The sequence below is a fragment of the Pseudoduganella flava genome, from assembly GCF_007830495.1.
Classification (GTDB): Bacteria; Pseudomonadota; Gammaproteobacteria; order Burkholderiales; family Burkholderiaceae_D; genus Rugamonas; species Rugamonas flava.
Genome location: NZ_VLKW01000008.1, coordinates 87,421 through 112,903 on the forward strand (window position 1 = coordinate 87,421; position 25,483 = coordinate 112,903).

Here is a 25,483-nt window from a genome sequence, read left to right on the forward strand (position 1 = left end):
TCATTGTCCCGTTCGCGTGGCAATAAATGAAGCTGGGTTAAGATGTTTCAGTATCCATTAATTTCGCTTATATATGACCCTCGATACCCGGCAGTGCGATGCGTTCCTCGCGGCGCTCGAGAGCGGCAGCTTCGACGGGGCGGCGGCCCAGTTGCGCGTGACGCCGTCGGCCGTCTCGCAACGGATCGCCGCGCTGGAAACTGCGCTCGGCTCGCCTTTACTGATCCGCAGCCGCCCATGCCGCGCGACGGCAGCCGGCCAGCGCCTGCTCGTGTATTTACGGCGCAATCGCTTGCTGGAAGAGGAATTTCTTTCCGGCCTGCAGGCCGACGACAATACGCCGCTGCGCATTCCGATCGCCGTCAATAACGACTCGCTGGCGACGTGGTTATTGCCGGGTATTGCCGATTTCCTGCTGGCGCAGCGGTTGACGCTCGACATCGTGCTGGACGAGCAGAATTACACCTATGCGTTGCTGGAAAAAGGCGAGGCGGTCGCAGGTATTTCCAGCGAGGGGGAGGGGATGCGCGGCTGTATTGTCGAACCGCTTGGTGCGATGCGCTATCGGATGCTGGCGTCACCGCAATTCGCTGCGCGCCATTTTCCCGACGGATGGAATCGCGCGTCGGCAACGACCGCACCCGTGATCGTATTTTCCCGCAAGGATAGACTGCAATCCGATTTCATCGAGCGGGAGTTGGGGCTGATGCCGGGGCATTATCCTCTGCATTATGTTCCGGCCAGCGATCCCTTCCTGCAGGCGATCCGACTTGGCCTCGGCTATGGCATGGTGCCGCCACAACAATATGGCGATTTGCTGGACAAGGGAGAATTGGTGGACCTGGCACCGGGGCGCCATACGGACGTGCCGCTGTATTGGCATGCGTGGCGGGTGCAATCGCCAGCATTGGAACGGCTGGGGCGGGAAGTGGTGCGGGCTGCGCGTGCCGCCCTGGATCAGCCGTGACGCCATGCCAGCTGCTGGCGCGTGCGCGCTAACCGCTGGCATGAGAAGACAGCTCAGTACGTGTAGAACATGCGCTGGATGTCCGCAGTGCTGTTGGTGCGCGTCAGCGCCAGCATCAGCAGGATGCGTGCTTTTTGCGGGCTGAGCGTATCGGCAGCGACGAAATCCAGCTCGTCGTCATTGGCTTCGCCATTGCGGGCCAGAATACCCTGGCCGACGCGGCTGGCGCGAACGATGATCGTGCCTTTCTTGCGGGCGGCAATGAGGCCCGGTTTGACGCGGGCGGCAAGGCTGCCGTCGCCGACGCCTGCATGGATAATGCCTTTCGCGCCCGCGGCCACCAATGCATCGAGCGCCACGGTATTCATGTTCGCATAGCCGTACACGATATCGACCTGCGGCAGTGCCGTCAGGTTGGCGATATCGAATTCCGTGTCGACCGTATGCTTGCGCGTCGAGGTGCGATAAAAGAACGCCTTGCCACCCTGGATATAACCCATCAGGCCCAATTCGGCCGTGCGGAAACTGTCCGGCGTGGACGTATTCGTTTTCGTCACGTCACGGGCGGAATGGATCTGGTCGTTCATCGCGACCATCACGCCTTTGCCGATCGCATCGCGGCTGCCGGCGACGACGACGGCGTTATACAGATTGATGGGACCATCCGCGGACAATGCCGTCGATGGGCGCATTGCGCCGACGAGGACGACAGGCTTGCGGCTTTTCACGACGAGGTTCAGGAAATACGCCGTTTCTTCCATCGTGTCGGTGCCGTGCGTGATCACGATTCCGTCGACGTCGTTCTGCGCCAGCAGCGCGTTGACGCGCTTGCCCAGGGTCAGCCAGTGCTCGTTCGTCATGCTTTCGCTGGCGATCTGGAATACTTGCTCGCCCTTCACGTTGGCGATCTTCGACAGTTCCGGCACCGCCTGGATCAGCTGCTGCACGCCGACGGTGGCCGCCGTGTACCCGACCGTCGTCGTGCTGGTCGCGCCCGTGCCGGCGATCGTGCCACCGGTGGCGAGGATGGTGATGTTCGGCAGCTTTTGTTGCGCGTGGGCGCCAGCAACGACGCACAGCAGCGTCGCCAGGGCCAGGAAGTAGTGCGCGAATTTCTGTCTCAGCATGCGGTTTCCTTTCAGGACTTGTTAAAGTAGGCGCATCTTATAACAAAGTCATCGCCCGGCAGAAGGGCGGGGTCGTCGAGGAGGAGGCGAAAAACCCACGGCCAAGTGCCTTTTTTCCAACAGATCCGGGCGTAAAAAAACCCGCCGAAGCGGGTTCTCCACGGGTCCTGATCCGATCAGCCCAGTTTGTTATTGGTCTTGCGGCGAGCCGTCAGGGCCAGCAGGCCGATGCCGACGCCCAGCATCGCATAGGTTGCCGGTTCCGGAACAGGGGTAATGTTCAGGTTGCCGGCGTAGGATCCGCCCATGCCAGGCAGGGCGGTCGCACCGGAAACGATGAAGCCGTAGTTCCCGGATGCCAGGCCATTGTTGGCGGAGAAGGTGATGTAACCGTCGGACGAGAACGTGGTGTCCAGGTTCGTGCGGGTATCGCCGTTTTGCCAGAAGAACTGGATGTTGGAAATGCCGTAGTTCGACAGGAAGTCGCCGTTGATCCGGGTGACGCCGTTGACGGCGGTGCCCTGGGCGAAGCTGTCGGTGTCGACGGAGAACAGGAAGACATCATCGTAAGCGCCGTCCATCGCGTGGGTAGCGCCGAAATAGGCGTTACCGGCAGCGTCGAACGTCAGCGTGGTATCCGCGGACGCAGCGCCTGAGGCGAGCACACCTGCGGATAGCAGGAGGGAGCCGGCTACCTTGCTCAATAAAGCTTTCTTCATTTGAATTACCCCTCGATTCATTTGTGTTGTGACGAAGTAGTAGTAGCTTGGTGTCGGCAGCCGCAACCCATGTATCAATGGCCTATTGAAAACATAAGTTTTCATAACTGCCAACATTGTCAATATATCTCTGCCCCTTACAAAAGTACTTCACTGATGAAGCGTGTTAGTTGGGCGGATGCGACGCCGCTGGGAGACCTCGGGGCGGAGCTGAGCTTGACCGAAAGGTCAAGAAAAATATTTTTATTGCTGAGTGTTCAACTAGCAACGAAATAGCCCCGGAAACGCTCCGGAGAGCGCTGCTTCGGGTGACCGTTATAATTGTGCATGGACATCAATTCGGACGATCTGCTGACCTTCGTGACCGTCGTCGACAGCGGTTCGCTGAGCGCCGCCGCCGTCCACCTCGGGCAGACCACTTCCGGGGTGAGCCGCGCGCTGGGCCGGCTCGAGGAGAAACTGCAGACTTCGCTGCTGACACGCACGACGCGCCGGATGGAGCTGACCGAGGAAGGCCAGCTGTTCCTCGACAAGGCGCGCCGCATCCTGGCCTCGATCGAGGAGGTCGAGGAATGCATCCGGATCCGGCGCCAGCAGCCCGCCGGGCGCCTGTGCGTCGACGCGGCGTCGCCCTTCATGCTGCATTGCGTTGTCCCGCACGTCGGCGAGTTCCGTGCGCTGTATCCGGAGATCCGGCTCGAGCTGACGTCCAATGACCGCATCGCCGACCTGATCGAGCACCGCACCGATATCGCGATCCGCATCGGCACGCTGACCGACTCGACCTTGCATGCGCGGCCGCTGACGTCGAGCCCGCTGCACATCCTTGCCAGTCCCGCTTACCTGGCGCGGCACGGTACGCCGCAGGCGCCGGAAGACCTTGCGCAGCATGCGTTGCTCGGCTTTGTGCAGTACGAGCAGGGCAATACCTGGCCGCTGCGGCACGGCGCCGGCGATACGCTGGCGGTGACGCCGGCGCTGTCGGCATCGTCCGGCGAGACGTTGCGCCAGCTCGCGCTGGCCGGCCAGGGCATCGCCTGCCTGGCCGACTTCATGACCCGCGCGGACATCGCCGCCGGTCGGCTGGTGCCGCTGCTGGCAGCAGCCAATACGGGCTACCGCCAACAGATCCACGCGGTTTACTACCGCAACACCCAGCTCGCGCAGCGTATCAGCTGCTTCCTCGAATTCCTGCAGCAAAAGCTGTAATCCCAATCCCACACGTACACGCGCTAAAGCGCCAGGCGATTTGTTCGCTGGCGCACCGTCGCGGCAGGGGTGCGTTTATAAGATGGAGTTGCGTGACCGATGCGCCAACGATCAGAACAACGAAGCAGGTCGCTCGTCACGCAGGCAAGCCGGTCGCCTCAAGCGCCGGCACCAGAATACTTTTGGGCCAGGCTGCGACACGCCACATCTTCGTGGAATGACGGTCGCGAACGACAAGGAGGTCATCATGACGACGGCACAGACGAACCATCCCTCGAAGGAAGTGGTGCGCGAATACCTGGAACGCAGGAATCACGAAGGGGCACCGCCGCCGACGCCGGAAGAGATCCGGCGCCAGCTCGGCTGGGGCCTGGTGATGTTCGATGAAAAACACGATGGCAGGACTTAAAAGGAGAACACGATGACGCACAAGATCGGCAACAAGGACGTCGCGCAGATGCGTGGCAAGGAAGAAAAGAAGCGCACCCGGGCCTTCAACAAGGCGATGGAGGCCGAAAAGCAGGCCATCGCCCGCGCCAAGTACCGCAATGAAGTGAAGGGCTACGGCATGCCTGGCCGCGCCGCCTGACCCCGCCCCGGCCCGCGCGCACCGTTTTCCGCCGCCGCGGGCCCTGGTTTTCCCTTCTTTTCCCTTCCGCTTCCCTCAGCCCTCCCTCCATCCACCGAGAACTTCGCCGTTCACCGGCAGCGCACCGCCGTTCGCCGAAAAAGCGTGGCCGCGGCCACCGTTCTTGCGTATCGTTCCGTCATCGATCCGATGGGGGAACACATGAACACCGAACCGCACTCCAAATTACGGCCCAGGCTCGTGGCCGGACTGGCGAGAAGGCCGACACTGCACAGGCGGCGCCATCAGATGATCGTCGGCGTGACCCTGGTCGCGCTCGGCGTGGCCTACCTGATGAACCGCGACGATCCCGAGGCGGTGGCCTCGCTGTGGCATTACTGGCCATTCGTGCTGGCCGCATTCGGCATCGCCAACATGGTGCCGCCGACGAACGGCAAGCAGTTCGTCGACGGGCTATCGCAGGTGCTGTTCGCGGCCTGGTTCTACGTCAGCTTCGAAGGGCTGTGGGGCCTGTCGGTCGGTAACAGCTGGCCGCTCTTGATCATCGTCGTCGGCGCCGGCATGGTGCTGCAGCCGATCGCGAGGCGCTATCTGGGCGCGCCGGGCAAGGAGGAAGCATGAGCACCCGGCGCCAACACAGTCCCGCCGCGCAGGTCGTCGTGGGCGTGGCCGTCATCGCGATCGGGCTGATGTTCCTGCTCGATAACCTGGGCTGGCTGGACTTCGACATGAGCGCGCAGTTCTGGCCCGTGATCCTGATCGTGGCCGGCATCCTGAAGATCATGCAGTCCCGTTCGACCAATGCGACGATCGTCGGCGGTCTGCTGCTGCTGTTCGGCAGCGTGCTGCTGCTGCGTGGGTTCGGCCTCTTCCACATCGGCTGGAACGTGCTGGCGCCGCTCGCGATGATCGCCGCCGGCGTGCTCGTCGTGTTCCGGTCGACGGCGCGCGGCAGCCGCATGATGGGGGCCGAGAACCTGAAGGTGGACGCGAATGCCGAGGACGTCGTCTACGCGACGGCCGTGCTGGGCGCCTACAAGCGGCGCATCGCGTCGCAGTGCTTTGCCGGCGGCGAGGTCACGGCGATCATGGGCGGCTGCGAGCTGGACCTGCGCGAAGCATCGATCGAGGGCGATGCGGTGCTGCACGTCTTTGCCCTGATGGGCGGCATCGACATCAAGGTGCCGGTCGACTGGACGGTGGTGCTGGAAGGCGTGCCGATGCTGGGCGGCTTCGAGGAAACCACGCTGCGCCCGAAGGACGGCAGCAAGCGCCTCATCGTGCGCGGGCATGCGATCATGGGTGGACTGGAGATCAGCAACTGATGGCATTGTCGCGATGAGATGGTTCAATGAAGTGCGCCGCGGCCCGCTGCTGTACCTGCTGGCGTGGCTGATCATCGGCGTGGTGCTGGGCGGCGTGTGCGCCGTGCTCGCACCGGCGCCGCTGGCCAACGCACTGTTGTTCGCGGTGCCCGGCGCGCTGGTGTACGGCATCGCGGCCGGCTTCTCGGCGTACTACCTGTGCCGCGCCAACCCGCTCGGCAGCCGCGCCCCGGCCCTCGTCGTGCTGGTGCTGTGCGCCGCGGCCATGCTGGCCGGCTTCATGTGGCTGGCGGTGCTTGGCGGCTGGAACGAACTCTGTCTGGCATTCGCCACGCACTGGGCCGGCATGCCGTTGCCGCCGCAGTTGCAGGCGCTGTTGTTCGCGCTCGGCGCGCTGCTGTACGGGCTGCTCGCGGCGATCAACTACCTGGCGATCGAATCGGGCAGGGCACGCAACGCCGAACGGCGCGAGCTGGAGTCGAAGCTGATGGCGCAGGATGCCGAGCTGCGCATGCTGCGCACGCAGATCGACCCGCACTTCCTGTTCAACAGCCTCAATTCGATCAGCGCGCTGACGTCGCGCGATCCGCAAGGCGCGCGCGAGATGACGGTGCGCCTGGCCGGATTCTTCCGCCGCAGCCTGGGCCTGGCCGCGCACCGCAAGATCACGCTGGCGCAGGAGATGGAGCTGGTGCGCGACTTCCTCGCCATCGAAAAGGTGCGCTTCGGCGAGCGCCTCGTCACCGAGGAAGCGCTGGAGAAGGGCGCGCTCGATTGCCTGGTGCCGCCGATGATCATCCAGCCGCTCGTCGAGAACGCGATCAAGCACGGCATCGGGCAGCTGACGGAAGGCGGGCTGCTGCTGGTAGCGGCGTGGCGCGACGGCGCGCGGCTGTCGATCACTGTCAGCAATGCCGTCGATCCCGACATGCCGGCGGCCCGCCGCGGCGGCATCGGCCTTGCCAACGTCCGCCAGCGGCTGGCCTGCGCCTACCCGAACGAGGCGGACATCGAATGGAAGCGGGAAGGGGACACGTTCTCGGTGGAGATCCGCCTGCCCGCGCGAACCACGAGCGAGGAGTGATATGCGACTGATCGTCGTCGACGACGAGGAACTGGCCCGCGCCGTCATGCGCGAGTACCTGCAGGCCCATGCGGACATCGACGTGGTGGCCGAATGCGCGAACGGCTTCGAAGCCGTGAAGGCGATCACGGAACTGCAGCCCGACCTGGTGCTGCTGGACATCCAGATGCCGAAGCTGGACGGCTTCGAAGTCGCGGAACTCGTCGGCGGCAAGACGCGCTTCATCTTCGCGACCGCGTTCGACCAGTACGCGATCCGCGCCTTCGAAATCCACGCGCTGGACTACCTGCTGAAGCCCTTCAGCCAGCAGCGCTTCGACCAGGCGCTTGCGCACGCGCGTGCCAGCCTGGCCAGCGCACTGCCGCGGCAGCAGGCCGTGCTGCAGGAAGCGGCGGCATCGCGCACGCAGCCGCTGGGCCGCATCCTGATCCGCGATGGCGGCAAGGTGCACGTGATCCCCAGCGCGAAGATCGCGTGGATCGAGGCGCAGGACGACTACGTGCGGATCCACGCGGACGGCAAGGCATACCTGAAGAACCAGACGCTGGCCGACCTGGCCGCGCAACTGGAAGCGGACCGCTTCCTGCGCATCCACCGCTCGTACGTCGTCAACGTCGAACAGGTGGCCCGCATCGAACCAGCCGGCAAGGACAGCCACGCCGCGATCCTCGCCGACGGCACCAAGCTGCCGATCAGCCGCAGCGGCTACCAGAAGATCCGCGCCGCGATGGGCTAGTGCGGCCGTCCAAGGCCGAGCCCGTGTCCACCGTGGGGTCAACCCTGAAAATGGACACGAGTTCAGCTGTAGACGCGTCGCCACGCGGCTGTGCTCGTGTCCTTCTGGGGTCTGACCCCAGGGGGACACGGGCTCAGCGGTCGTGTGGAACGTGCCACCATGCCGGCAGCAGTGCGCGAATGTCCGGGCGGGCGAAGCGGTCGTCGATCAGGTGGACCGTGCCTTCGTCCGTCGTCGTGCGGATCACGCGGCCCGCGGCCTGTACGACCTTCTGCAGGCCCGGGTACAGGTACGTGTAGTCGTAGCCGGCGCCGAAGATCGCCTGCATCCGTTCGCGGATCTTTTCGTTGACGGGGTTGATCTGCGGCAGGCCCAACGTGGCGATGAACGCGCCGATCAGGCGGGCGCCGGGCAGGTCGATGCCTTCGCCGAATGCGCCGCCCAGCACGGCGAAGCCGATGCCGCGGCCGTCTTCCGTGAAGCGGGCCAGGAAGGCATCGCGCTCCGTTTCGTCCATCCGGCGCGGCTGGCGCCATACCGGCACGTGCGGGTGCCGCTCTTCGAACAGGTCCGCGGCCTTCTCCAGGTAGTCGAAGCTGCTGAAGAACGCCAGGTAGTTGCCCGGCGTGCGCTCGTACTGCTCGGCCATCAGCGCGGCGATCGGCGCGAGCGAGCGGTCGCGGTGCTGGTAGCGCGTGGAGATGTGACCGGCGATGCGTACCGACAGCTGCGCGGCCTGGAACGGCGACGCGACGTCGACCCACGCCGTATCGGCCGGCATGCCCAGCGTGTCGCTGTAGTAGTTCCACGGGCTCAGCGTGGCGGAGAACAGCGCGACGGAACGTGCCGCGTCGAAGCGCGCCTTCAGGAACGGGGCCGGCACGATGTTGCGCAGGCAGAGCACCGAGTTCGCCCGCGTGCCGCTGCCCGACAGCGTGACGTCGAAGATCGAATGCTCGCCGAAGCTCTCGGCCAGCCGCGTGAAGTGCAGCACGGCGAAGTAGAAGTCCAGCACGTCCGCATCGAACCACGCGGGGTTCTCGGCCATGTAGTCGCCGATCTCGGTGGCGGCCGTCTGCAGCGCGCCAACCAGTTTGTCCGGCAACTCCGCATAGGCCGCGTACTCGCCGTCCTGTTCCTTCTCCAGCGCGGACCATTGCCGGTGCACGCGGTCCAGCGCCTTCTTCAACGCTTCCGGCGCCGTCTTGCGCAGCACGCGCAGGCCCGCATGTTCCAGCTCCGCCGAGTACATCTTGCGGGCACGCGACACCATGTTGTGGGCCTCGTCCGCCAGCACGCTGACGCGCCACTCGTTCATCACGGTCAGCGCGTACAGCATCGCCGTCACGTCGAAGTAGTAGTTGTAGTCGCCGACGACGACGTCCGCCCACTTCACCAATTCGCTTTGCAGGTAGTACGGGCATACGTTGTGCGCCAGCGCCACCTCGCGTACGGCCGCGCGATCGAGCATCGGCTGCTCCAGCGCGGCGGCGCGGGCGGCTGGCAGCCGGTCGTAGAAGCCTTGCGCCAGCGGGCACGATTCGCCGTGGCAGGCCTTGTCCGGATGCTCGCATGCCGTGTTGCGCGCGGCCAGTTCCAATGCGCGCAGCGGCAGCAGCGGCGCGCTGGCCTGGATCGTCGCGACGGCATCGAGCGCCATGCGCCGGCCGGATGTCTTCGCGGCCAGGAAGAAGATCTTGTCCAGGCCATGCGCGGCGGCGGCCTTCAGCAGCGGGAACAGGCTGCCGACGCTCTTGCCGATGCCGGTCGGCGCCTGCGCCAGCAGCGCGCACGAGCGCGCGCTGGCCTTGTACATCGCTTCGGCAAGCTCGCGCTGGCCGGGCCGGAATGCCGCGTGGGGGAACGCCAGCGCGCGCAGCTGCGCATCACGCGCGGCACGGTGCGCGAGCTCCTGTTCGGCCCATGCGACGAAGCTGGCGCATTGCCCTTCGAAGAGTGCGCGCAGCCCGTCCGCGTCGTGGTCTTCCGTCAGCACCGTTTCCTTTTGCGAGCCGATGTCGAAGTAGACGAGGGCCAGGCGCACCCGCTCCAGGCCGCGCGCCGCGCACAGCAGATGGCCGTACACCTTCAGCTGGGCCCAGTGCAGCGCACGATGGTTGGCCGGCATCCGTTCCAGGTCGCCGCGGAAGGTCTTGATTTCCTCCAGCTGATTGCGGGCCGGGTCGTAGCCGTCCGCGCGGCCGCGCACGTGCAGCGGACCGTACGTTCCGGACAACGCGATCTCGCTTTCGTAACCGCTGTCGTCGGCACTGCGCCGGGCGGCGACGACGGCATGCCCGGCGATGCCTTCCTGGGCCGTCGGCGACGGCGTGAAGCGCAGGTCCAGGTCGCCCGTCTTCGCGGTGAACTCGCACAGGGTGCGCACCGCCACGGTGTACGTGGGGCTCACTGCAACGCTGGTCACTGCAACGCTCGTCACTGTTGCGTCCACTGCAGGTAGCACACGGTGACGGGCATGTCGTGCCGCGCGCAATAGTCGATCCAGCGCAGCTGGTTGTCCTGGAGCCGGTCGCCCGGGCCCTTCACCTCGATCATCGCGTAGCGCCGCTCGGCCGGCCAGAACTGGATCAGGTCGGGGAAGCCGGCGCGGTTCGCCTTCACGTCCTGCAGGATGCGCAGGAATGCGTGCTTCAGGTGCGCCGGCGGTATGCAGTGCAGTGCCAGTTCCAGCAAGTCCTCGTCCAGCGCGTTCCAGTAGACGAACGGCGACGAGATGCCGTATTTCGCCACCAGGTTGTGCCGGATCGTGTCGACATAGCTGCCGTCGTCCAGCTGCGCGAGGCACGCGGCGAAGCGATCCGCGCGGCGGCGGTGGAAGTCGGCGCTGTGCAGGTCGGCCGGGCCGTGATGGAACGGATGGAAGAACGCACCGGGGATCGCCGCGAACACCGCATCCCAGCACAACAGCCCGAACAACGAATTGATCAGCGCGTTCTCGACGTAGAACACGGGCGCGTCGTCGCGGCATAGGTGGTCGCGCACGACGCCTTCCACCCACCAGTCGCCATCCGGCTGCGGCAGCGCCAGGTCGAGCCGGCGCGGCGGCGCCAGCCGGCCGGCGGCCGTGCGCGGATGCCCCAGGTGACGGGCCAGCCGCGGCGCCATGCGCAGCAGGTGCTGCCGCTCCGCCTCGCTCTCCGGTTCGCGCAGCGCGTGCTGCAGCAGCTCCCACGCGGGGCCGTAGCGCTCGTCCTTTTCCAGCACCCTGATCGCGCGGGCGCGGGCGCCGGGATAGCCGCACTCGCGGTACACGGCATGCGCGCCGGCCCAGTCGCGCAGCTTCTCGAACTGCTGGCCCAACTGGAACAGCAGCTTGTCGCGCCGGCTCTTCAGCCACTCGTTGTCGGTGCCCGGCGGCGGCACATCGTGCAGCACGTCGGCAGGATGTTCGCCGTTGCCGAAGCGCTCGCGGCACGCGTGCAATTGCAGGTATTCGTCGATGTCGCGGCGGGTGCGGAAACCCCGCGCCGCGTCGGCGAACTCCACTTTCTCGAACCGGTAGACGCCCAGGTCGGACAGCACGAATTCCGTCCAGTCCTGGTGGTAGTTGCCGAAGAAGATCAGGCGCAGCCGGTCGCACAGCGGCTTGGCGACGATGCGGTACGCCGCGTCGCCGTCGAACCAGCCGGAAAACGGCCGGGCGCCGTCATGCGCGGCGCGCAGCGCTTCCAGTTGCGCATCCTTGCGCGCGGCCTTCAACCCGGCCGGCAACGCGAACGCGCGGCAGATCTCCGGCTTTTGCAGCAGGTCGAACAGCTCGTCGAGCGTGACGGCGGGATCGGCGACGACCCAGCCGGCATCGGCCAGCGGCGCCGCGGCCGCGCGCGGGCAGCCGATTTCGTCGTACTGGAGTTTGGACGCGCGGAACAGCTGCCCCTTGCGCATCACCATGCGCACGAACAGCGCGCGCGACGGCTGGGGCAGGGCGGGGAAGCCGGCGAGGAACGCCTGCTCCTCGCCATCGAGCAGGTCGGCGTAACGGTCGCCGATCCAGTCCAGTACCCGGTGGAAATTGTCCAGGTAATAAAACGGCAAATGCGCCAGCGGATTGCCGGGACTCGATTCCAGGGCGGGTTTCATCGGGACTGCGATCGGGCTTGCTATCGTGCTTGCTATCGGAAATTGCAAAAGCGGCGGGGACGGAAAAGGCTGTATTTATATACAGTCTATCGCGTCTTCCCGCGCTTGCCCAGCCCTTTTTTGCGGCGCTTCTAGTGGCGCGTCTCGCCCTGGCCCTCGCTTTGCGCGGCGCGCTGCTGCTGTGCCGCGGCGGCAGCCTTGGCCAGTTGCTCCTCGAACGCGGCCACCGCGTCGCGCGTCGCCTTCGTCACCTGCTCATAGCCGCGGAACGCATTGTCGATCGCCGTCTTGACGATCTCCACGGCATTCTCCGAGCCCGGGCGCACGTTCGTCGTCACGTCGTAGATCAGTGCCGAGAGATTGCTCTTCGCCTCGGCCATATGAGCGTCGGCCGCGCGGGTGAATTCGTTGCGGATGTCCGCCAGGATCAGGTTCAGCTGGCGGTTGTAGTCGGCCACGTTGGTCAGGTTCTGCATGCGCGCGCTGGCCGCGGCCATGGCTGCTTTCGGATCGGGCGCCTGGCTGATCTCCCGACCGGTCTCCAGGTTGCGCTCCAGGCCGCTCTTGGCGGTGTCCATGTTCAGCTGCACCACCTGTTCCAGGCCCTGGACGGCCTTGCTGGTCAGCGTGTTGAAGGTTTCGAGCTGGAACTCGAACAGGGCTTTCGTCGCTTGCGCGAACTGCTCGGGATTCTGAAACATGTCTCCTCCTCGTCGTGAAAAAGCGCTATCCGTTGCATTATTGAGCACGAATCAACTTCTCGCAACGGGAATCCTTGTAAGGGCCGAGCAGCTTGCGCCAACCGGGGCCGAGCGAGGTTTGCGAACACACCTTGGCGTCGCCATGGATGCTCTCCCACAGCCACCACGGCGCGGGGGCGGACGCGGCGGCTCCCGCGGCCAGCAGGCCGCACAGGATCAGGACATGTTTCAATTTCTTCATCGGGGTGCGGAGGCCGTTGTGGTGGTGGGCGTGATCGCGGGCAGGGTCAGCGTGAAGGTGGTGCCGGCGCCGGGGCGGCTGTCGAGGGCGATCCGGCCTTTCAGCACGCCGGTGACGATATTGTGCGTCACGTGCAGGCCAAGGCCGGAACCGCCGGCGCCGGGCCGGGTCGTGAAGAACGGATCATACACCCGCTCCAGGTGCTCGGGGGCGATGCCGGCGCCGTTATCCGCCACGGTCAATTCGATCGTGCCATCCCGTCCCGCGCGCGCGGCCAGCGTGATGACGCCGTCGTCGCGGCCCGCCAGGCCGTGCAGCACGGCGTTCTCGAACAGCGCCGAGATGGCCTGGCCCAGCGGCCCGGGATAGCTGTCCATCACGAGGCCTGGCACCACGTCCTGCACCACGCGCGGCCGGGGCGGCGGCGTGCCGGCCGACAGCGGCAGCACCAGTTCGGCGATGAATTCGTCCAGCCGGAACTGGCGCCGCTGCGAGCTGGCCGTGTCGACGGCCACTTGCCGGAAGCTCGTGATCAGCGCGGCGGCGCGGCGCAGGTTGCGCACGACGACGTCGTCCGCCTCCGCCGCATGCTCCAGGTAGTGTTCCAGGTCGGAGCGCCGCAGGCCCGCATCGAAGCGCTGGCGAAGCGTCGCCAGGTGCTCGCTCATCGCGCTGGCGATCGTCAGGCTGTTGCCGATCGGCGTGTTCAGTTCATGGGCGACGCCGGCCACCAGGGAGCCAAGCGCCGCCAGCTTGTCGCGCCGCACCAGTTCGTCCTGCGTCTTGCGCAAGTCTTCCAGCGCCGCCGCCAGTTCCACGCTGGCCCCTTCGGCGCGCTCCTTGGCGGCGCGGAGTTCGGCCGTGCGGGCGGCCACCAGTTCCTCCAGGTGGTGGCGGTGGCGCGCCAGTTCCGCCTCGCGCCGCGTGCGTTCGATCGCGATGCCGGCCAAATGCGCAGCCACGCCGATCAGCCGCTCGTCGTCGGCACGCGGCAGGCGCACGTCGCGGTAGTACATCGCGAACGAGCCGAGCACCGTGTGGCGGTCCGTCATGATCGGCATCGCCCAGCAGGCGCGCAGCCCGTGGCGCTCGGCCAGTTCGCGATAGTCCTGCCACAGCGGGTCGGTGCGGATGTCGGCGACGACGACCGCTTCGCGGCACGCCATCGCCCGGCCGCACGAGCCGACCTCGGGGCCGATGCGCAGCCCTTCGTGGGCGGCGATGAATTCGGGCGGCAGGCTGGGCGCGGCGCCGCCGCGGATCGTGGCGCCGTCGTCGTCCAGCAGCAGCACGGTGCACACCAGGCCCGGCGCCTGGCCTTCGACGAGGCGCAGCAGCTTGTCCAGGATGTCGCCCAGCGGTGCGCCGCGCGCGATCATCTCCAGCAGCCGGTTCTGCCCCATGCGCAGCGCCTCGGCGATGCGCAGGCCCGTCACGTCCGCGACGCGCATGTGCAGCAGCCGCATGCCGTTTTTCTCCAGCACGACGAGGCGGATCTCGCCGTCGATGTGGCGCCCGCTGCTGTGCTGGAACGTCAATGGGAAGATGCGGATGTCGCCGGACAGGCCGCGTGCCACCAGCGTCTCCACCAGCTGCTCCGATGGCGTGCCGTCCGGCTGGCGCGGCGGGCACAGGTCCGTCAAGTGCATGTGCATCAACTCGTCGCCGCCGCGGCCGAACATCCGCTCGGCGTTACGGTTGACGTCGACCGGCAGGCCGGCCGCGGCGTCGAACAGGATGATCGCATCCGGCGAGCCCGCCAGCAGCGCGTGATAGTTCACTTCGAGGGTGCCGGTATCGAGCGGGCCGGCGTCGTGGGCCGGCAGCCAGGCATGCCGCGCCGTCAGTTCGACGGTGACTTTTTCCACCACGTCGCCCGGCGCGCAGGGCAGGCGCAGGTAGCCGGCCGCGCCGGCGCGCAGCGCATGTTCCCGTTCCTCGTCGGACGGTGCCGCCGACATCACGAGCACCGGCGCGGCGTCGGCCAGCGGGGCGCACAGCTCCATCTTCGCGCTGCCGGCCAGCGCCGCGTCGAGCAGCACCAGTGCGACGCGGTCGGGCGCGGCGGCGCCGTCGCGGGCGATCGCCGCAAGGGCGGTGTCGCCCCGGTTGACGACACTGACGCGAAAGCCCGCGCGTGCCAGGGCCTGTTCCAGCGCGGGGAACTCGGCGGCGCTCACGATCAGGATCGTGTGCGGCATGTCGGAAAGGGGTGGCTGGTTCATCGGATGGGTCCTACAGTCTAGTGTAGACCATCAACAAGCCAGGTGGCGCGACGGGCAAATAACGTCGCATCTGGGCCGCGCGGAACCGTCGCGAGCGGCAGCAGGGGTGGCCGAGGCGCGCAGCCGTACTTGGGTACGGCCGGTCCGCCGCTGCGGAGCACCGCAGGCCGGCCCTGCAACGCGCAGCAGGTTCCGCGTGCGCCCAACCACAAATGAAAAAGCCGCCGGTCCTTGCGAACCGACGGCTTTTCCAACGTATCCGGTAGAGTGGTGCCCACGGAGGGACTCGAACCCCCACACCTCGCGGCACATGGACCTGAACCATGCGCGTCTACCAATTCCGCCACGTGGGCCCTGTTTTCTTTACTTCGTTGCGGTGTTCAGCAACAGAAGGCACGCATCTTAAAGAACGAAACCGGATCCGTCAATGGTCATTTTGTGCTTTTGCGAAATAATTTCGATTTACGCACCTTGCGGCCTCCCAGCAGCATCAGCCCGGCCGCCAGCATGCCGGCCGTCGACGGTTCCGGAATCGGCGATACGTCCCAGCCGATCACGTCCATCGCCATCACGTCGTTCTGCGAGATCTGCAGCAGCTCGCCCATGCCGGCGGTCGGATCCATCAGGCCGATGAACAGGTCGTCCTTCCAGTGGCTGGCCTGGCGGCCGTCGCCATGCGTCACGCCGGTGGAGAACAGCGGGCCCTGCGTCGCGCCGCCATCGAGCGAGAAATACTTGTCGCGTTCGTCCGCGGTCCAGTCGATCACGCCGCTGGCCGTGCTTTGCGCGGAATGGCGGAACATGTCGAGCGTGGTGACGTAGGTGAATTCATCGTCGTTGTAGAAATCGGGGGCGGTGGAGTTGTAGTCCAGGATGTCGACCCCGCTGATGAAGCCCAGCGTGTGCCCGATCTCGTGGGCGGCCACGCCGACGAAATCGAACGCGTCGGCATCGATGCCGTCGTTCGGATTGAAGTCGAACGTGTAGTTGCTGCTGAACTGGATGAAGCCGTCGCACGAACCGATGCAGCCGCTGATTGTCTGCGGCGCGGTGGCCAGGCCCAGCGCCCGCGCCGATGCCGTCGTGATGCGCAGGTTCGTGTTGTTGGCGTTGCCGTTGTTGTCCACATACGGCACCGGGCTGCCCATGCCGTTCGGGTTGTTGGCGGTGTAGTTCAGCAGCATGCCGAAGCTGCCGCCGGTGGGAAGGTGAGCGACGGCGGTGGCGTCGTACGCGGATTTGGCATCGGCCGCCAGCGCGTCGCGCACGGTGCTGTAGCTGTACAGCTGACGGGCCGACTGGGCCTGGCCCAGGATGCCGGGATCGAGCGGGTTGAAGCCGACCGTCATGTTGATCGTCACGTCGTCGTCGAGCAGGCTGGACCAGCGTGCGGCGGCGGCGAGGAACCCTTGTTGCGCCTCGGCGGAGGTGCCGGGGATGAACTGGAAATTGAACACGGGTGCCGCATCGGCACTGCCGGCGGCCGCTGCGGTGATCAGCGTCAGTGCGGAAAGCATGGTTTTCATGGCGAACTCCCTTCGATTGGACGACAGGGAGCAGGCAAGAAGCGTGCGCGGCCGTGGCGCCAGAGGGGCGCGTGCATGCGCATGCAGCGCGGATGGCGGCAGGCGTAAAGGCTGCCGACGGCGCCGTCGTCGCAAAAGGGCGGGGCCAAACCACGCAAATGAAAAAACAGCGGGAACGAAAAGAAGCGCCGATCTTGGTATCGGAGCCTTTGGGGAAAGGACAAAAGACCCCGAACTTTCGACGGAGCCTTTGGAAATGAAAAAAAGGCCCCGATCTTTCGATCGGAGCCATTCTTTGCATATCCGGTAGAGTGGTGCCCACGGAGGGACTCGAACCCCCACACCTCGCGGCACATGGACCTGAACCATGCGCGTCTACCAATTCCGCCACGTGGGCACTGCATCTGCTATTATAGTGCTTTGGAGAGTTTTGCGCCAGATGAACTTTCATTCCACACTGCACATCGACTCTTTACTGCACTCCCGCATCGCTGCGAGAGACCGAATTATAGAGCAATCCTGGCAGTTGTCAAAGGGCAGCTTGCATCCGCCTGATCTGCGCGCATCAAGTGTTCCGATTGGCACCCGTTAGGCAAACCGACGGACCTCCGGTACACTACGCTGCCACCTTCACCATAGACCCAGACCTTCCTAATAAGATCAAAGAACAGTTTTGAACCAGACGATCCACACCATTCCCAGCCGCGAGGAAATCCTCGGCATCTTCCGCAGTGCCAATGCGCCGCTCGACCTGCGTACGCTCGCGCTGTCCCTGCAAGTCAATCCGGAATCGCACGCGGTGCTGACGCGCCGCCTGAGCGCGATGGAGCGCGACGGCCAGATCCGCTCCGACGCCAGCGGCTTCTATGTGCTTGCCGACCATTCCGATTTCGTTGCCGGCCGCGTCTCCGCGCACCGTGACGGCTTCGGCTTCGTGATCCCGGACGAACCGGGCGACGACCTGTTCCTGTCCGAGCGCGAGATGCAGAAGGTGCTGCATGGCGACAAGGTGCTGGCCCGCGTCACGGGTTACGACCGCCGCGGCAGGCCTGAAGGCACGATTGTCGAAGTGGTGGAGCGTGGCACGACCCACATCATCGGCCGCCTGCTGAAGGATAACGGCGTGTGGATCGTGGCCCCGGAAGACAAGCGCATCGGCCAGGACATCCTGTTGACGGGCACGCCCGGCAAGGCCAAGAGCGGCCAGATCGTCAGCGTCGAACTGACGGAGCAGCCGGCCCGCTTCAAGCAGCCGGTCGGCCGCATCGTCGAGGTGCTGGGCGACATGGACGATCCCGGCATGGAAATCGAGATCGCGGTGCGCAAGTTCGGGGTGCCGCACATGTTCTCGGAAAGCGCGCTGGCGCAGGCGAAGAAGCTGCCCGATGTCGTGCACGAGAAGGACTGGGGCGACCGTGTCGACCTGCGCGACGTGCCCCTGGTGACGATCGACGGCGAGGATGCGCGCGACTTCGACGATGCCGTGTACTGCGAACCCGTCAAGATCGGCCGCACCAATGCGTTCCGCCTGATCGTCGCGATCGCCGACGTGTCGCACTACGTGAAGCCGAACGATGCGCTCGATACCGACGCGCTGGAACGCAGCACGTCCGTCTACTTCCCGCGCCGCGTGATCCCGATGCTGCCGGAGAAGCTGTCGAACGGCCTGTGCTCGCTGAACCCGAACGTGGACCGCCTGACGCTCGTCTGCGACGCCGTCATCACGGCCACCGGCGACATCAAGGCCTACCAGTTCTATCCGGCCGTGATGCACTCGGCCGCGCGCTTCACGTACAACGAAGTGGCGGCGATCCTGTCGAACACGAAGGGCCCGGAAGCGGCGAAACGCGCCCACCTCGTGCCGCACCTGCAGAACCTGTACGCCGTGTTCCACGCGCTGCAGAAGGCGCGCCTGGAGCGCGGCGCGATCGACTTCGAGACGACCGAGACGTACATCGTCTGCAACCCGGCCGGCAAGATCGAGAAGATCATCCCGCGCACGCGCAACGATGCGCACAAGCTGATCGAGGAATGCATGCTGGCCGCGAACGTGTGCGCGGCCGACCTGCTGCTGCGCCACAAGCACCCCGGCACCTACCGCATCCACGCGGCGCCGACGAAAGAGAAGCTGACGCAGGTACGCGAGTTCCTGAAGCAGGTGGGCTTGTCCCTGGGCGGCGGCGATACGCCGGCGGCGCGCGACTACGCCGAGCTGATGAAGAAGATCAAGGAGCGCCCCGATGCGAACCTGCTGCAGACGATGCTGCTGCGCTCGATGCAGCAGGCCGTCTACAGCCCGGACAACATCGGCCACTTCGGTCTCGCGTACGAAGCCTATGCGCACTTCACGAGCCCGATCCGGCGCTACCCGGACCTGCTGACGCACCGCGCGATCAAGGCCATCCTGCAAGGCAAGAAGTACGAGCCGAAGATCGCCGACAAGGGTGTGCTGAACACCACCGTGTCGAACGCGACGCGCCGCCAGCAGCTGAAGGACAAGGCCGAGGGCAAGGAACCGAAAGCGGCCCGCGACATGACCGTGTGGGACGCGCTGGGCGTGCACTGCTCGGCCAACGAGCGTCGTGCCGACGAAGCGTCGCGCGACGTCGAGGCCTGGCTGAAGTGCTACTTCATGCAGGACAAGCTGGGCGAGGAATTCTCCGGCATCATCACCGGCGTGACGACGTTCGGCATCTTCGTGCAGCTGGACCAGCTGTTCGTCGAAGGCCTGGTGCACGTGACGGACCTGGGTGCCGACTACTTCCAGTACGACGACGCGCGCCACGAGCTGCGCGGCGAGCGCACCGGCAAGCGTTACCAGCTGACGGATCGCGTCACCGTGCAGGTCGTCCGCGTCGACCTGGAGTCGCGCAAGATCGACCTGCGCCTGGCGCCGAGCGAGACGGATGCGATCGCGCCGCCGCGCGGCAAGCGTGCCTACGAATCGTTCGAGTCCGACGAGTTCGGTGCGGACGACGCCAAGCCGCGCCGCGGCCGTTCGGGCGGCGGTCGCGGTGGCGCCGGCAAGGGCGGCGCACGCGGTGCGGCGCCGGGCGGCAACGAAGGCGCCACGTCCCGCAAGGGCGCGGCGCGGCGCGACGAGCCGGCACCGCGTTCCGGCCCGGCGCCGTCGATCTCGCTGCTGCCGCAGGTCGAGTACGAAAAGCCGAAGAGCCGCACGAAGGCGGCCGCTCCGGCCAAGCGCGCCGACAAGAAGACGACGGCGAAGACCGCCGCGAAGTCGGCTGCCAAGGCACCCGCGAAGTCGCCGGCTGCCGGCAAGGCCAAGAAGAAACGATGATATCCCCGCGCCGCGGCCGGGCTTCCCGGCGCGCGGCGCTTCCTTTGCGGAGCCGCTCCGCGCATAAGAACCAAGTACCATGTCCAAGAACAAAATGATTTTCGGCTTCCATGCCGTGACCTCGCGCCTGCGCCACGAAGCCTCGTCGGTCGAGGAGATTTTCGTCGACGCGACGCGCGACGACCGCCGCATGAAGGACCTGATCGCCCACGCGAAGGCCGCCGGCGTCCGCGTGATGCCGGTCGATGCCGCGCGCCTCGACAAGATCGTCGGCACGCGCCGCCACCAGGGCGTGATCGCGTTCGCGTCGCAGCTGGCGCTGGCCCGCAATCTCGACGAGCTGCTTGACGCGATCGACGGCCCGCCGCTGCTGCTGGTCCTGGACGGCATCACCGATCCGCACAACCTGGGCGCCTGCCTGCGCGTGGCCGACGGCGTCGGCGCGCATGCCGTGATCGTGCCGAAGGACCGCGCGGTGGGCCTGAACGCGACGGCCGCAAAGGTCGCCAGCGGCGCGGCCGAGACCGTGCCCTACATCACCGTGACGAACCTGGCGCGCACGCTGCGCGAGCTGAAGGAGCGCGACATCTGGGTCATCGGCACGTCCGACGACGGCGACAAGGGCTTGTACGAAGCCGACTTCACGGGCCCGACGGCGCTCGTGATGGGGTCGGAAGGCGAGGGCATGCGCCGCCTGACGCGCGAGACGTGCGACCAGCTGGTCAGCATTCCGATGTTCGGCTCGGTCGAGAGCCTGAACGTGTCGGTCGCGTCGGGCGTCTGCCTGTACGAGGCCCGCCGCCAGCGCATCGCCAAGGAAGGTTGATCCGGCGGGGCGCCTGCAATATGGGAGCGGATGCGCTACCATGGTTGTTTCCACAACGACCGTGATGTCCATGTTCCGCTACCTGCGCCAAGACGTCCGCGCCATCATCGAGCGCGATCCCGCCGCCCGCAATGCGTGGGAGGTGCTGACGTGTTATCCCGGCCTGCATGCGATCGTGGCGCACCGCTGGGCGCACTGGTGCTGGCATCACCGGATGAAGTGGCTGGGCCGCTACATCGGCTACCTGGCGCGAATCTTCACCGGCATCGAGATCCACCCGGGCGCCGTGATCGGGCGGCGCGTGTTCATCGACCACGGCTTCGGTGTCGTGATCGGCGAGACGGCCGTGATCGGCGACGATTGCACGATCTACCAAGGCGTGACCCTGGGCGGCACGTCGCTGGAGCAGGGGGCGAAGCGCCACCCGACGCTGGAGCGGGGCGTCATCGTCGGCGCGGGCGCCAAGGTGCTGGGCGGTTTCACCGTGGGCGAGTACGCCAAGATCGGCTCGAACGCGGTGCTGCTGAAGCCCGTGCCGCCGGGCGCCACCGCGGTCGGCAATCCGGCCCAGATCGTGCAGAAACGCGAAGGCACTGCGAACAGGTTGTTCGCCGCGTACGGCGTCACGCCGAACGGCGACGATCCGCTGTCGAAGGCGCTGCACGGCCTGATCAACCACGCCGCCGCGCAGGAACAGCAGATCGAGCGCATCGTCGCGCTCTTGAAGGCAAACGGATTGCAATGCGGGGACATCGAGGCCGTCGGCAAGCCCGATCCCGCCCAATTGAACAAGCTGGTCGACTAAAAAAAGAGGTGATGATGGCCGAGGAGAACAACGACGTACTGGATCCGTTCGAGATCCGCGTGCTCGCCGTGCTGGCGGAGAAGGAGGCGCTGACGCCGGATAACTACCCGATGTCGCTGAACGCGCTGACGAACGGCTGCAACCAGCTGTCGTCGCGCGATCCCGTGATGCAAATCTCGGAAGACACGGTGGCCGACGTGCTGGCGCGCCTGACCGAGCGCCGCCTCGTCAATGCGGTGACGGCCGCCGGCGCGCGCGTCACGAAGTATGAGCACCGGATGCGCATCAAGTGGTCGCTGGAGCAGGACAAGTTGGCCGTGCTGACGGTGCTGATGCTGCGCGGCCACCAGACCGCCGGCGAGATCCGCACGCGCACGGGCCGCCTGCATGAATTCAAGTCGGTGGCGGACGTCGAGCAGGCGTTGCAGTTCCTGATCGACAAATACCCGCCGCTCGTCGCGAAGCTGGCGCTGGCGCCCGGCACGAAGGAGCCGCGCTACGGCCAGCTGCTGGGCGGCGAAGTGCAGTTGCAGCGGGAAGAGGCGGGCTACGGCACGGCGGCCGTGGCGCCGGGTGGCGCGTCGCGCGGCGACCGCGTGGCCCAGCTGGAGCTGGAGGTGCAGCAGTTGCGCGCCGATTACGCGGCGCTGGCCGAGCAGTTCGAAGAGTTCAAGCGGCAATTCGAATAGCGTTGTCCGGCGGCGCCGGCGGCAGGTTGGCTGCCGCGATGCGGCGCAGTTCGGCGAGGCCTTCGTCCAGCGCGAACGTGCGCCCGTCCAGCAACGCGCCGACCAGGTCGATAGCCAGCGTCAGTGCGGCGTGCGCAACGGTGCCGCAGCGGAAGGGCAGGATCAGCCGGTAGCGGCCGGCCATCTTCGGCACGCGGCCGACAAAGCCCACCATCACGTCGTCGCCCGTCAGGCGATGCAGTTCGATGGCGACGCTCTGGATCAGGCGGGCCAGCTGCAGGCCCGTATCCGGCGTGTCCGCATCTTCGCCTACCACGCCGATCAGGCTGCGGCCCTGGCGCAGGCCGGGCAGGGCGTTCTTCAATTCCCCGCGCAGGCGTTGCATGTCCGCCGCGGTCACGGGGTGACCCAGGTCGAGAATGGCCAGCAGGCACGGCTCGGTGCAGTAGCGGTTGCGGTCCGCCAGGTAGCGTTGGTCGACTATTTTCATTGTTGGAACCATCCTTAAAGCAAGAACCAACGCGCGGCCAGCGGCCGGGCGTTGGTGAATGGTTGCCATTATCTCAACCGATGCCGGCGTGCGGCATCGGTGCACCTCTGATCGTCATGTAAGACTGGCCTTACAGCTGAGCTTTTACGTTTCTTCGCGGCGCCGGCGCAACCAGATCGCCGCGGCGATCATGCCGATGCCCGCCAGCGCGCCGATGATCGTTTCCGGCGTGGCAACGGCCGCCCACGACGACTGGAAGATCAGGTCGGACGCCGCCACCGGGCCACGCACATTGGCGGCGATGTCGAGATCGCGGGCGCGGTGGATGACATTGTCCGCCATCAGCCACGTGCCCGGTGCAACGCTGATCAGCAGCCGGCCGATGAACTTCTGGACCAGCCATCCGGAATCGATGCCCAGCCGCAGGCCTTTCTCTGCCCACGCCAGCAGGGCCATCGTCAGCAGCGGCACGCCGACCGCCCACAGGAACGGCTTCGAACGCGCCCAGGCCGACACCAGCAGCAGCCAGCCGACGGCCGGCAGCGCCCACAGTGCATACACGGGCAGCAGCGACAGCACTTTCAATGGGCCCAGCCAGAACTGCGGGTGCGTCAGCACGGGGCCGAACAGGTACACGCCCTTGGTGGCCAGCAGCACCAGCATGATCGCGAGCATCACGAGGGATGTGGCCAGTTCCACCGCCACGATGAACAGCGGTATGCCGACCAGCGCCAGCAGCGCTTTCGACAGCACCGTGGCCGTATCGGACACGGGCAGCGACTTCCAGAACAGGATGCTGCGGTCGCGGCGCTCGTCGTACAGCGCGCCCAGGCTGTAGAAGAACACGATGAAGCCCAGCGTCGCGTACAGCGGTATCGCGCCGACGGGGAAGACGGTCGCGATCGTGTCGGTCATGGCCTGCTGCTGCCGGGCGCCCAACTGCACCGTCATGTCCGGCTCAATCTGCACGTCGTTGAACTGCAGCGTGGCACCGTGGCCCTTGATCGCGGCGACCAGCACGAACACCAGCATCAGCGCGGCGACCGCCAGCGGCGCCCAGGCCAGCATGCCCTTGTGTTCCCACACCTCGCGGCGGACCAGCCATTTCATCGTTTTCATTCGTAGCTCCCTTTCATGCTGGCGACGAACAGGTCCGCCACGCTGGGCGTGCGCAGTTCGCCAAGGTTTTCAAGCTGCTGTTTCGACACCCCGTCGAACAACATCACGCTCTTGCCGAACACCGTGCGCTGGGTCATCGGCCGCAGCGCCGTTGCCGCGGCCGCCGCGTGCGGGTGCACCATCACTTCCGTGTAGCGCTCGCCGATCTCATCCATCGACGCGGACAGCGTGATGCGGCCGTCGCGGATGAACAGCACGTCGGTGAGGATGTGTTCCACTTCCTCGATCTGGTGCGTCGTGATGACGATCGTCTTGTGCTCGTCGAAGTAGTCTTCCAGCAGGTTCTGGTAGAACTGCTTGCGGTACAGGATGTCCAGGCCCAATGTCGGCTCGTCGAGCACCAGCAGCTTCGCATCGATCGCCATCACGAGCGCCAGGTGAAGCTGCACGATCATCCCTTTCGACATCGCCTTCACGCGCATGTTCGGCGCCAGCTTGGTGGCGGCGATGTAGCGCTCGGCCTTGCTGCGGTCGAAGCGCGGGTGGATGCCGTCGACGAAGTCGATCGCATCCTTCACCTTCAGCCAGCGGGGCAGGATCGCGACGTCGGCGATGAAGCACACGTCGTTCATCAACGCGTCGCGGTGCGTGCGCGGGTCCATGCCCAGCACGGACAGCTCGCCGTCGAACTGGCACAGGCCCAAGAGCGCCTTCAACGTCGTCGTCTTGCCGGAGCCGTTCGGGCCGATCAGGCCGACGATGCGGCCCGCCTGCACGTCGAAGCTGGTGCCGTCCAGTGCGGTCGTGCCGCCGAAGCGCTTGACGAGGTTGCGGGCGGTGATGACGGCGCTCATGCCGCACCTCCCTGCGCCGCGCGCAGCAACTGCTCAGGATTCAGGCCGAGCCGGCGGATCCGTTCCACCATCGCCGGCCATTCCTCGCGCAGGAAGCGCTCGCGTTCGCTGGCGAGCAGTTTTTCGACGGCGCCTTCAGTGACGTACATACCCAACCCCCTTCGTTTTTCTACCAAGGTTTCATCGACCAGCTCCTGATACGCCCGCGACACGGTGATCGGATTCAGTTGGTAATCCGCCGCCACCTGCCGCACGGAGGGCAGGGCGTCGCCGGGCTTGAGCAAGCCGTCGAGCATCATGCCGACCATCCGCTCCTTCAGCTGGCGGTAGATCGGCGCGTTGTCATTCCACATACATGGGTCCTCCAGGTGATGTAATGGTCTGGTGTTGTAGTGAACTATAACACTGATTTTGTGACTGGCAAGCGTTTTTTGTGGGCGGTCCGATCCGCCCGCAGCGCGGCCGCGGTCATGCGCCAGCGGTCGCGAAGCGCTGGCGGCGCCCGCGTGACCGGCCGATCAAACTTTATTTATTTTTATTCGTCATATTCATCGGTGATGAGCGTTATTCATCCGATGAATTTCCTTTGCGAGGCCGCATATTTGCTGGGTACCGGATTTCTGATTGAAAATTAAAATATCTCCACGTTAAATTGTAGAGTTTGGAAACTGATACTCCTCAAAAAGGTGACCAAATATCCGATTGCGCGGCGCAAAAAACGCATGTTATATTGTGTCCCGCCGATGGAAAGCCGTGACATTTATCCGTCATGGTAAAGCGAGCTGGACAATAATCTCGGTCGCCCATCAAGCCATTCATGCCGGCGCAGTGCCCCATCAGTCGGGCGGC

At 65.8% G+C, this 25,483-nt stretch carries 25 protein-coding genes and 2 tRNA genes; 13 read left to right on the forward strand and 14 right to left on the reverse strand.

Annotated features, from left to right (window positions below):
* Window positions 1-73 precede the first annotated feature (73 nt).
* On the forward strand, window positions 74-967 hold the full coding sequence (locus tag IP92_RS19925) for a LysR family transcriptional regulator ArgP (RefSeq protein WP_145878317.1): 894 nt from the start codon (window positions 74-76) through the stop codon (window positions 965-967).
* 53 nt (window positions 968-1,020) lie between these two features.
* Here IP92_RS19925 and IP92_RS19930 read toward each other — a convergent pair whose 3' ends face one another.
* Both IP92_RS19930 and IP92_RS19935 read right to left on the reverse strand, forming a co-directional pair.
* Window positions 1,021-2,094, reverse strand: coding sequence for a type II asparaginase (locus IP92_RS19930; protein ID WP_145878319.1), 1,074 nt, complete (start codon window positions 2,092-2,094; stop codon window positions 1,021-1,023).
* Window positions 2,095-2,270: 176 nt separating this feature from the next.
* Window positions 2,271-2,813, reverse strand: coding sequence for an FxDxF family PEP-CTERM protein (locus tag IP92_RS19935; RefSeq protein ID WP_158206844.1), 543 nt, complete (start codon window positions 2,811-2,813; stop codon window positions 2,271-2,273).
* 327 nt (window positions 2,814-3,140) lie between these two features.
* Between IP92_RS19935 and IP92_RS19940 the strand changes: the two genes are divergently transcribed.
* From IP92_RS19940 to IP92_RS19960, 7 genes are all read left to right on the forward strand, one after another.
* Window positions 3,141-4,022: a LysR family transcriptional regulator gene (locus IP92_RS19940; protein WP_145878325.1), complete on the forward strand. Its 882-nt coding sequence runs from the start codon at window positions 3,141-3,143 to the stop codon at window positions 4,020-4,022.
* 247 nt (window positions 4,023-4,269) lie between these two features.
* The gene (locus tag IP92_RS30250; RefSeq protein WP_199271842.1) at window positions 4,270-4,431 is read left to right on the forward strand and encodes a hypothetical protein; all 162 of its coding nucleotides are present in this window, start codon (window positions 4,270-4,272) and stop codon (window positions 4,429-4,431) included.
* Between the two features lie 12 nt (window positions 4,432-4,443).
* Window positions 4,444-4,611 (forward strand): hypothetical protein, encoded by a 168-nt coding sequence (locus IP92_RS30255; protein WP_199271843.1) that lies wholly within the window; start codon window positions 4,444-4,446, stop codon window positions 4,609-4,611.
* Window positions 4,612-4,899: 288 nt separating this feature from the next.
* Window positions 4,900-5,232, forward strand: a complete 333-nt coding sequence (locus IP92_RS19945; RefSeq protein WP_145878327.1) for a LiaF transmembrane domain-containing protein — start codon at window positions 4,900-4,902, stop codon at window positions 5,230-5,232.
* On the forward strand, window positions 5,229-5,936 hold the full coding sequence (locus tag IP92_RS19950) for a LiaF transmembrane domain-containing protein (protein ID WP_145878329.1): 708 nt from the start codon (window positions 5,229-5,231) through the stop codon (window positions 5,934-5,936). Before IP92_RS19945 ends, IP92_RS19950 begins: the two co-directional genes overlap by 4 nt.
* Window positions 5,937-5,949: 13 nt before the next feature.
* A complete protein-coding gene (locus tag IP92_RS19955; protein WP_145878331.1) occupies window positions 5,950-7,020 on the forward strand; it encodes a sensor histidine kinase in 1,071 nt (356 codons plus the stop codon).
* A 1-nt stretch (window position 7,021) separates the two neighbouring features.
* A complete protein-coding gene (locus IP92_RS19960; RefSeq protein WP_145878333.1) occupies window positions 7,022-7,756 on the forward strand; it encodes a LytR/AlgR family response regulator transcription factor in 735 nt (244 codons plus the stop codon).
* Window positions 7,757-7,889: 133 nt separating this feature from the next.
* Here IP92_RS19960 and IP92_RS19965 read toward each other — a convergent pair whose 3' ends face one another.
* From IP92_RS19965 to IP92_RS19995, 8 genes are all read right to left on the reverse strand, one after another.
* Window positions 7,890-10,181, reverse strand: a complete 2,292-nt coding sequence (locus IP92_RS19965; protein WP_229418871.1) for a helicase C-terminal domain-containing protein — start codon at window positions 10,179-10,181, stop codon at window positions 7,890-7,892.
* Between the two features lie 11 nt (window positions 10,182-10,192).
* Window positions 10,193-11,857, reverse strand: coding sequence for a VRR-NUC domain-containing protein (locus IP92_RS29960; RefSeq protein ID WP_158206845.1), 1,665 nt, complete (start codon window positions 11,855-11,857; stop codon window positions 10,193-10,195).
* Between the two features lie 131 nt (window positions 11,858-11,988).
* The gene (locus IP92_RS19970; protein WP_145878337.1) at window positions 11,989-12,558 is read right to left on the reverse strand and encodes a phasin family protein; all 570 of its coding nucleotides are present in this window, start codon (window positions 12,556-12,558) and stop codon (window positions 11,989-11,991) included.
* Window positions 12,559-12,595: 37 nt separating this feature from the next.
* Window positions 12,596-12,799, reverse strand: coding sequence for a hypothetical protein (locus tag IP92_RS19975; RefSeq protein WP_145878339.1), 204 nt, complete (start codon window positions 12,797-12,799; stop codon window positions 12,596-12,598).
* The gene (locus tag IP92_RS19980) at window positions 12,796-15,024 is read right to left on the reverse strand and encodes an ATP-binding protein (RefSeq protein ID WP_145878341.1); all 2,229 of its coding nucleotides are present in this window, start codon (window positions 15,022-15,024) and stop codon (window positions 12,796-12,798) included. Before IP92_RS19980 ends, IP92_RS19975 begins: the two co-directional genes overlap by 4 nt.
* A 268-nt stretch (window positions 15,025-15,292) precedes the next feature.
* Window positions 15,293-15,377: transfer RNA gene (locus tag IP92_RS19985), tRNA-Leu, on the reverse strand.
* A 78-nt stretch (window positions 15,378-15,455) separates the two neighbouring features.
* A complete protein-coding gene (locus IP92_RS19990) occupies window positions 15,456-16,550 on the reverse strand; it encodes an NF038122 family metalloprotease (RefSeq protein ID WP_145878343.1) in 1,095 nt (364 codons plus the stop codon).
* A gap of 312 nt (window positions 16,551-16,862) precedes the next feature.
* A tRNA-Leu gene (locus IP92_RS19995) sits at window positions 16,863-16,947 on the reverse strand.
* Between the two features lie 276 nt (window positions 16,948-17,223).
* Between IP92_RS19995 and rnr the strand changes: the two genes are divergently transcribed.
* The 4 genes from rnr (at window position 17,224) to IP92_RS20015 (ending at window position 22,171) form a co-directional block, all read left to right on the forward strand.
* A complete protein-coding gene (gene rnr / locus IP92_RS20000; protein ID WP_145878345.1) occupies window positions 17,224-19,851 on the forward strand; it encodes a ribonuclease R in 2,628 nt (875 codons plus the stop codon).
* A 94-nt stretch (window positions 19,852-19,945) separates the two neighbouring features.
* Window positions 19,946-20,677, forward strand: a complete 732-nt coding sequence (gene rlmB / locus IP92_RS20005) for a 23S rRNA (guanosine(2251)-2'-O)-methyltransferase RlmB (RefSeq protein ID WP_199272018.1) — start codon at window positions 19,946-19,948, stop codon at window positions 20,675-20,677.
* 70 nt (window positions 20,678-20,747) lie between these two features.
* A complete protein-coding gene (gene cysE / locus IP92_RS20010; protein ID WP_145878736.1) occupies window positions 20,748-21,482 on the forward strand; it encodes a serine O-acetyltransferase in 735 nt (244 codons plus the stop codon).
* A 14-nt stretch (window positions 21,483-21,496) separates the two neighbouring features.
* Window positions 21,497-22,171 carry a YceH family protein gene (locus tag IP92_RS20015; protein ID WP_371860952.1) on the forward strand — a complete coding sequence of 225 codons (675 nt, stop codon included), beginning with the start codon at window positions 21,497-21,499 and terminating at the stop codon, window positions 22,169-22,171.
* On the opposite strand, the gene IP92_RS20020 is transcribed toward IP92_RS20015, so the two are convergent.
* From IP92_RS20020 to IP92_RS20035, 4 genes are all read right to left on the reverse strand, one after another.
* Entirely contained in the window at window positions 22,152-22,661 is a 510-nt protein-coding gene (locus IP92_RS20020; protein WP_145878352.1) for a cyanophycin synthetase family protein, read from the reverse strand. The two genes, IP92_RS20015 and IP92_RS20020, sit on opposite strands and share 20 nt — an antisense overlap.
* A gap of 144 nt (window positions 22,662-22,805) precedes the next feature.
* Window positions 22,806-23,780: a hypothetical protein gene (locus IP92_RS20025; RefSeq protein ID WP_145878353.1), complete on the reverse strand. Its 975-nt coding sequence runs from the start codon at window positions 23,778-23,780 to the stop codon at window positions 22,806-22,808.
* Window positions 23,777-24,634 carry an ABC transporter ATP-binding protein gene (locus tag IP92_RS20030; protein WP_145878355.1) on the reverse strand — a complete coding sequence of 286 codons (858 nt, stop codon included), beginning with the start codon at window positions 24,632-24,634 and terminating at the stop codon, window positions 23,777-23,779. Before IP92_RS20030 ends, IP92_RS20025 begins: the two co-directional genes overlap by 4 nt.
* Window positions 24,631-24,987 carry a GntR family transcriptional regulator gene (locus IP92_RS20035; protein ID WP_145878357.1) on the reverse strand — a complete coding sequence of 119 codons (357 nt, stop codon included), beginning with the start codon at window positions 24,985-24,987 and terminating at the stop codon, window positions 24,631-24,633. The genes IP92_RS20030 and IP92_RS20035 overlap by 4 nt, the downstream gene beginning before the upstream one ends.
* A 39-nt stretch (window positions 24,988-25,026) precedes the next feature.
* On the opposite strand from IP92_RS20035, the gene IP92_RS20040 reads away from it, so the two are divergent.
* On the forward strand, window positions 25,027-25,269 hold the full coding sequence (locus IP92_RS20040) for a hypothetical protein (protein WP_145878360.1): 243 nt from the start codon (window positions 25,027-25,029) through the stop codon (window positions 25,267-25,269).
* Window positions 25,270-25,483: the final 214 nt, after the last annotated feature.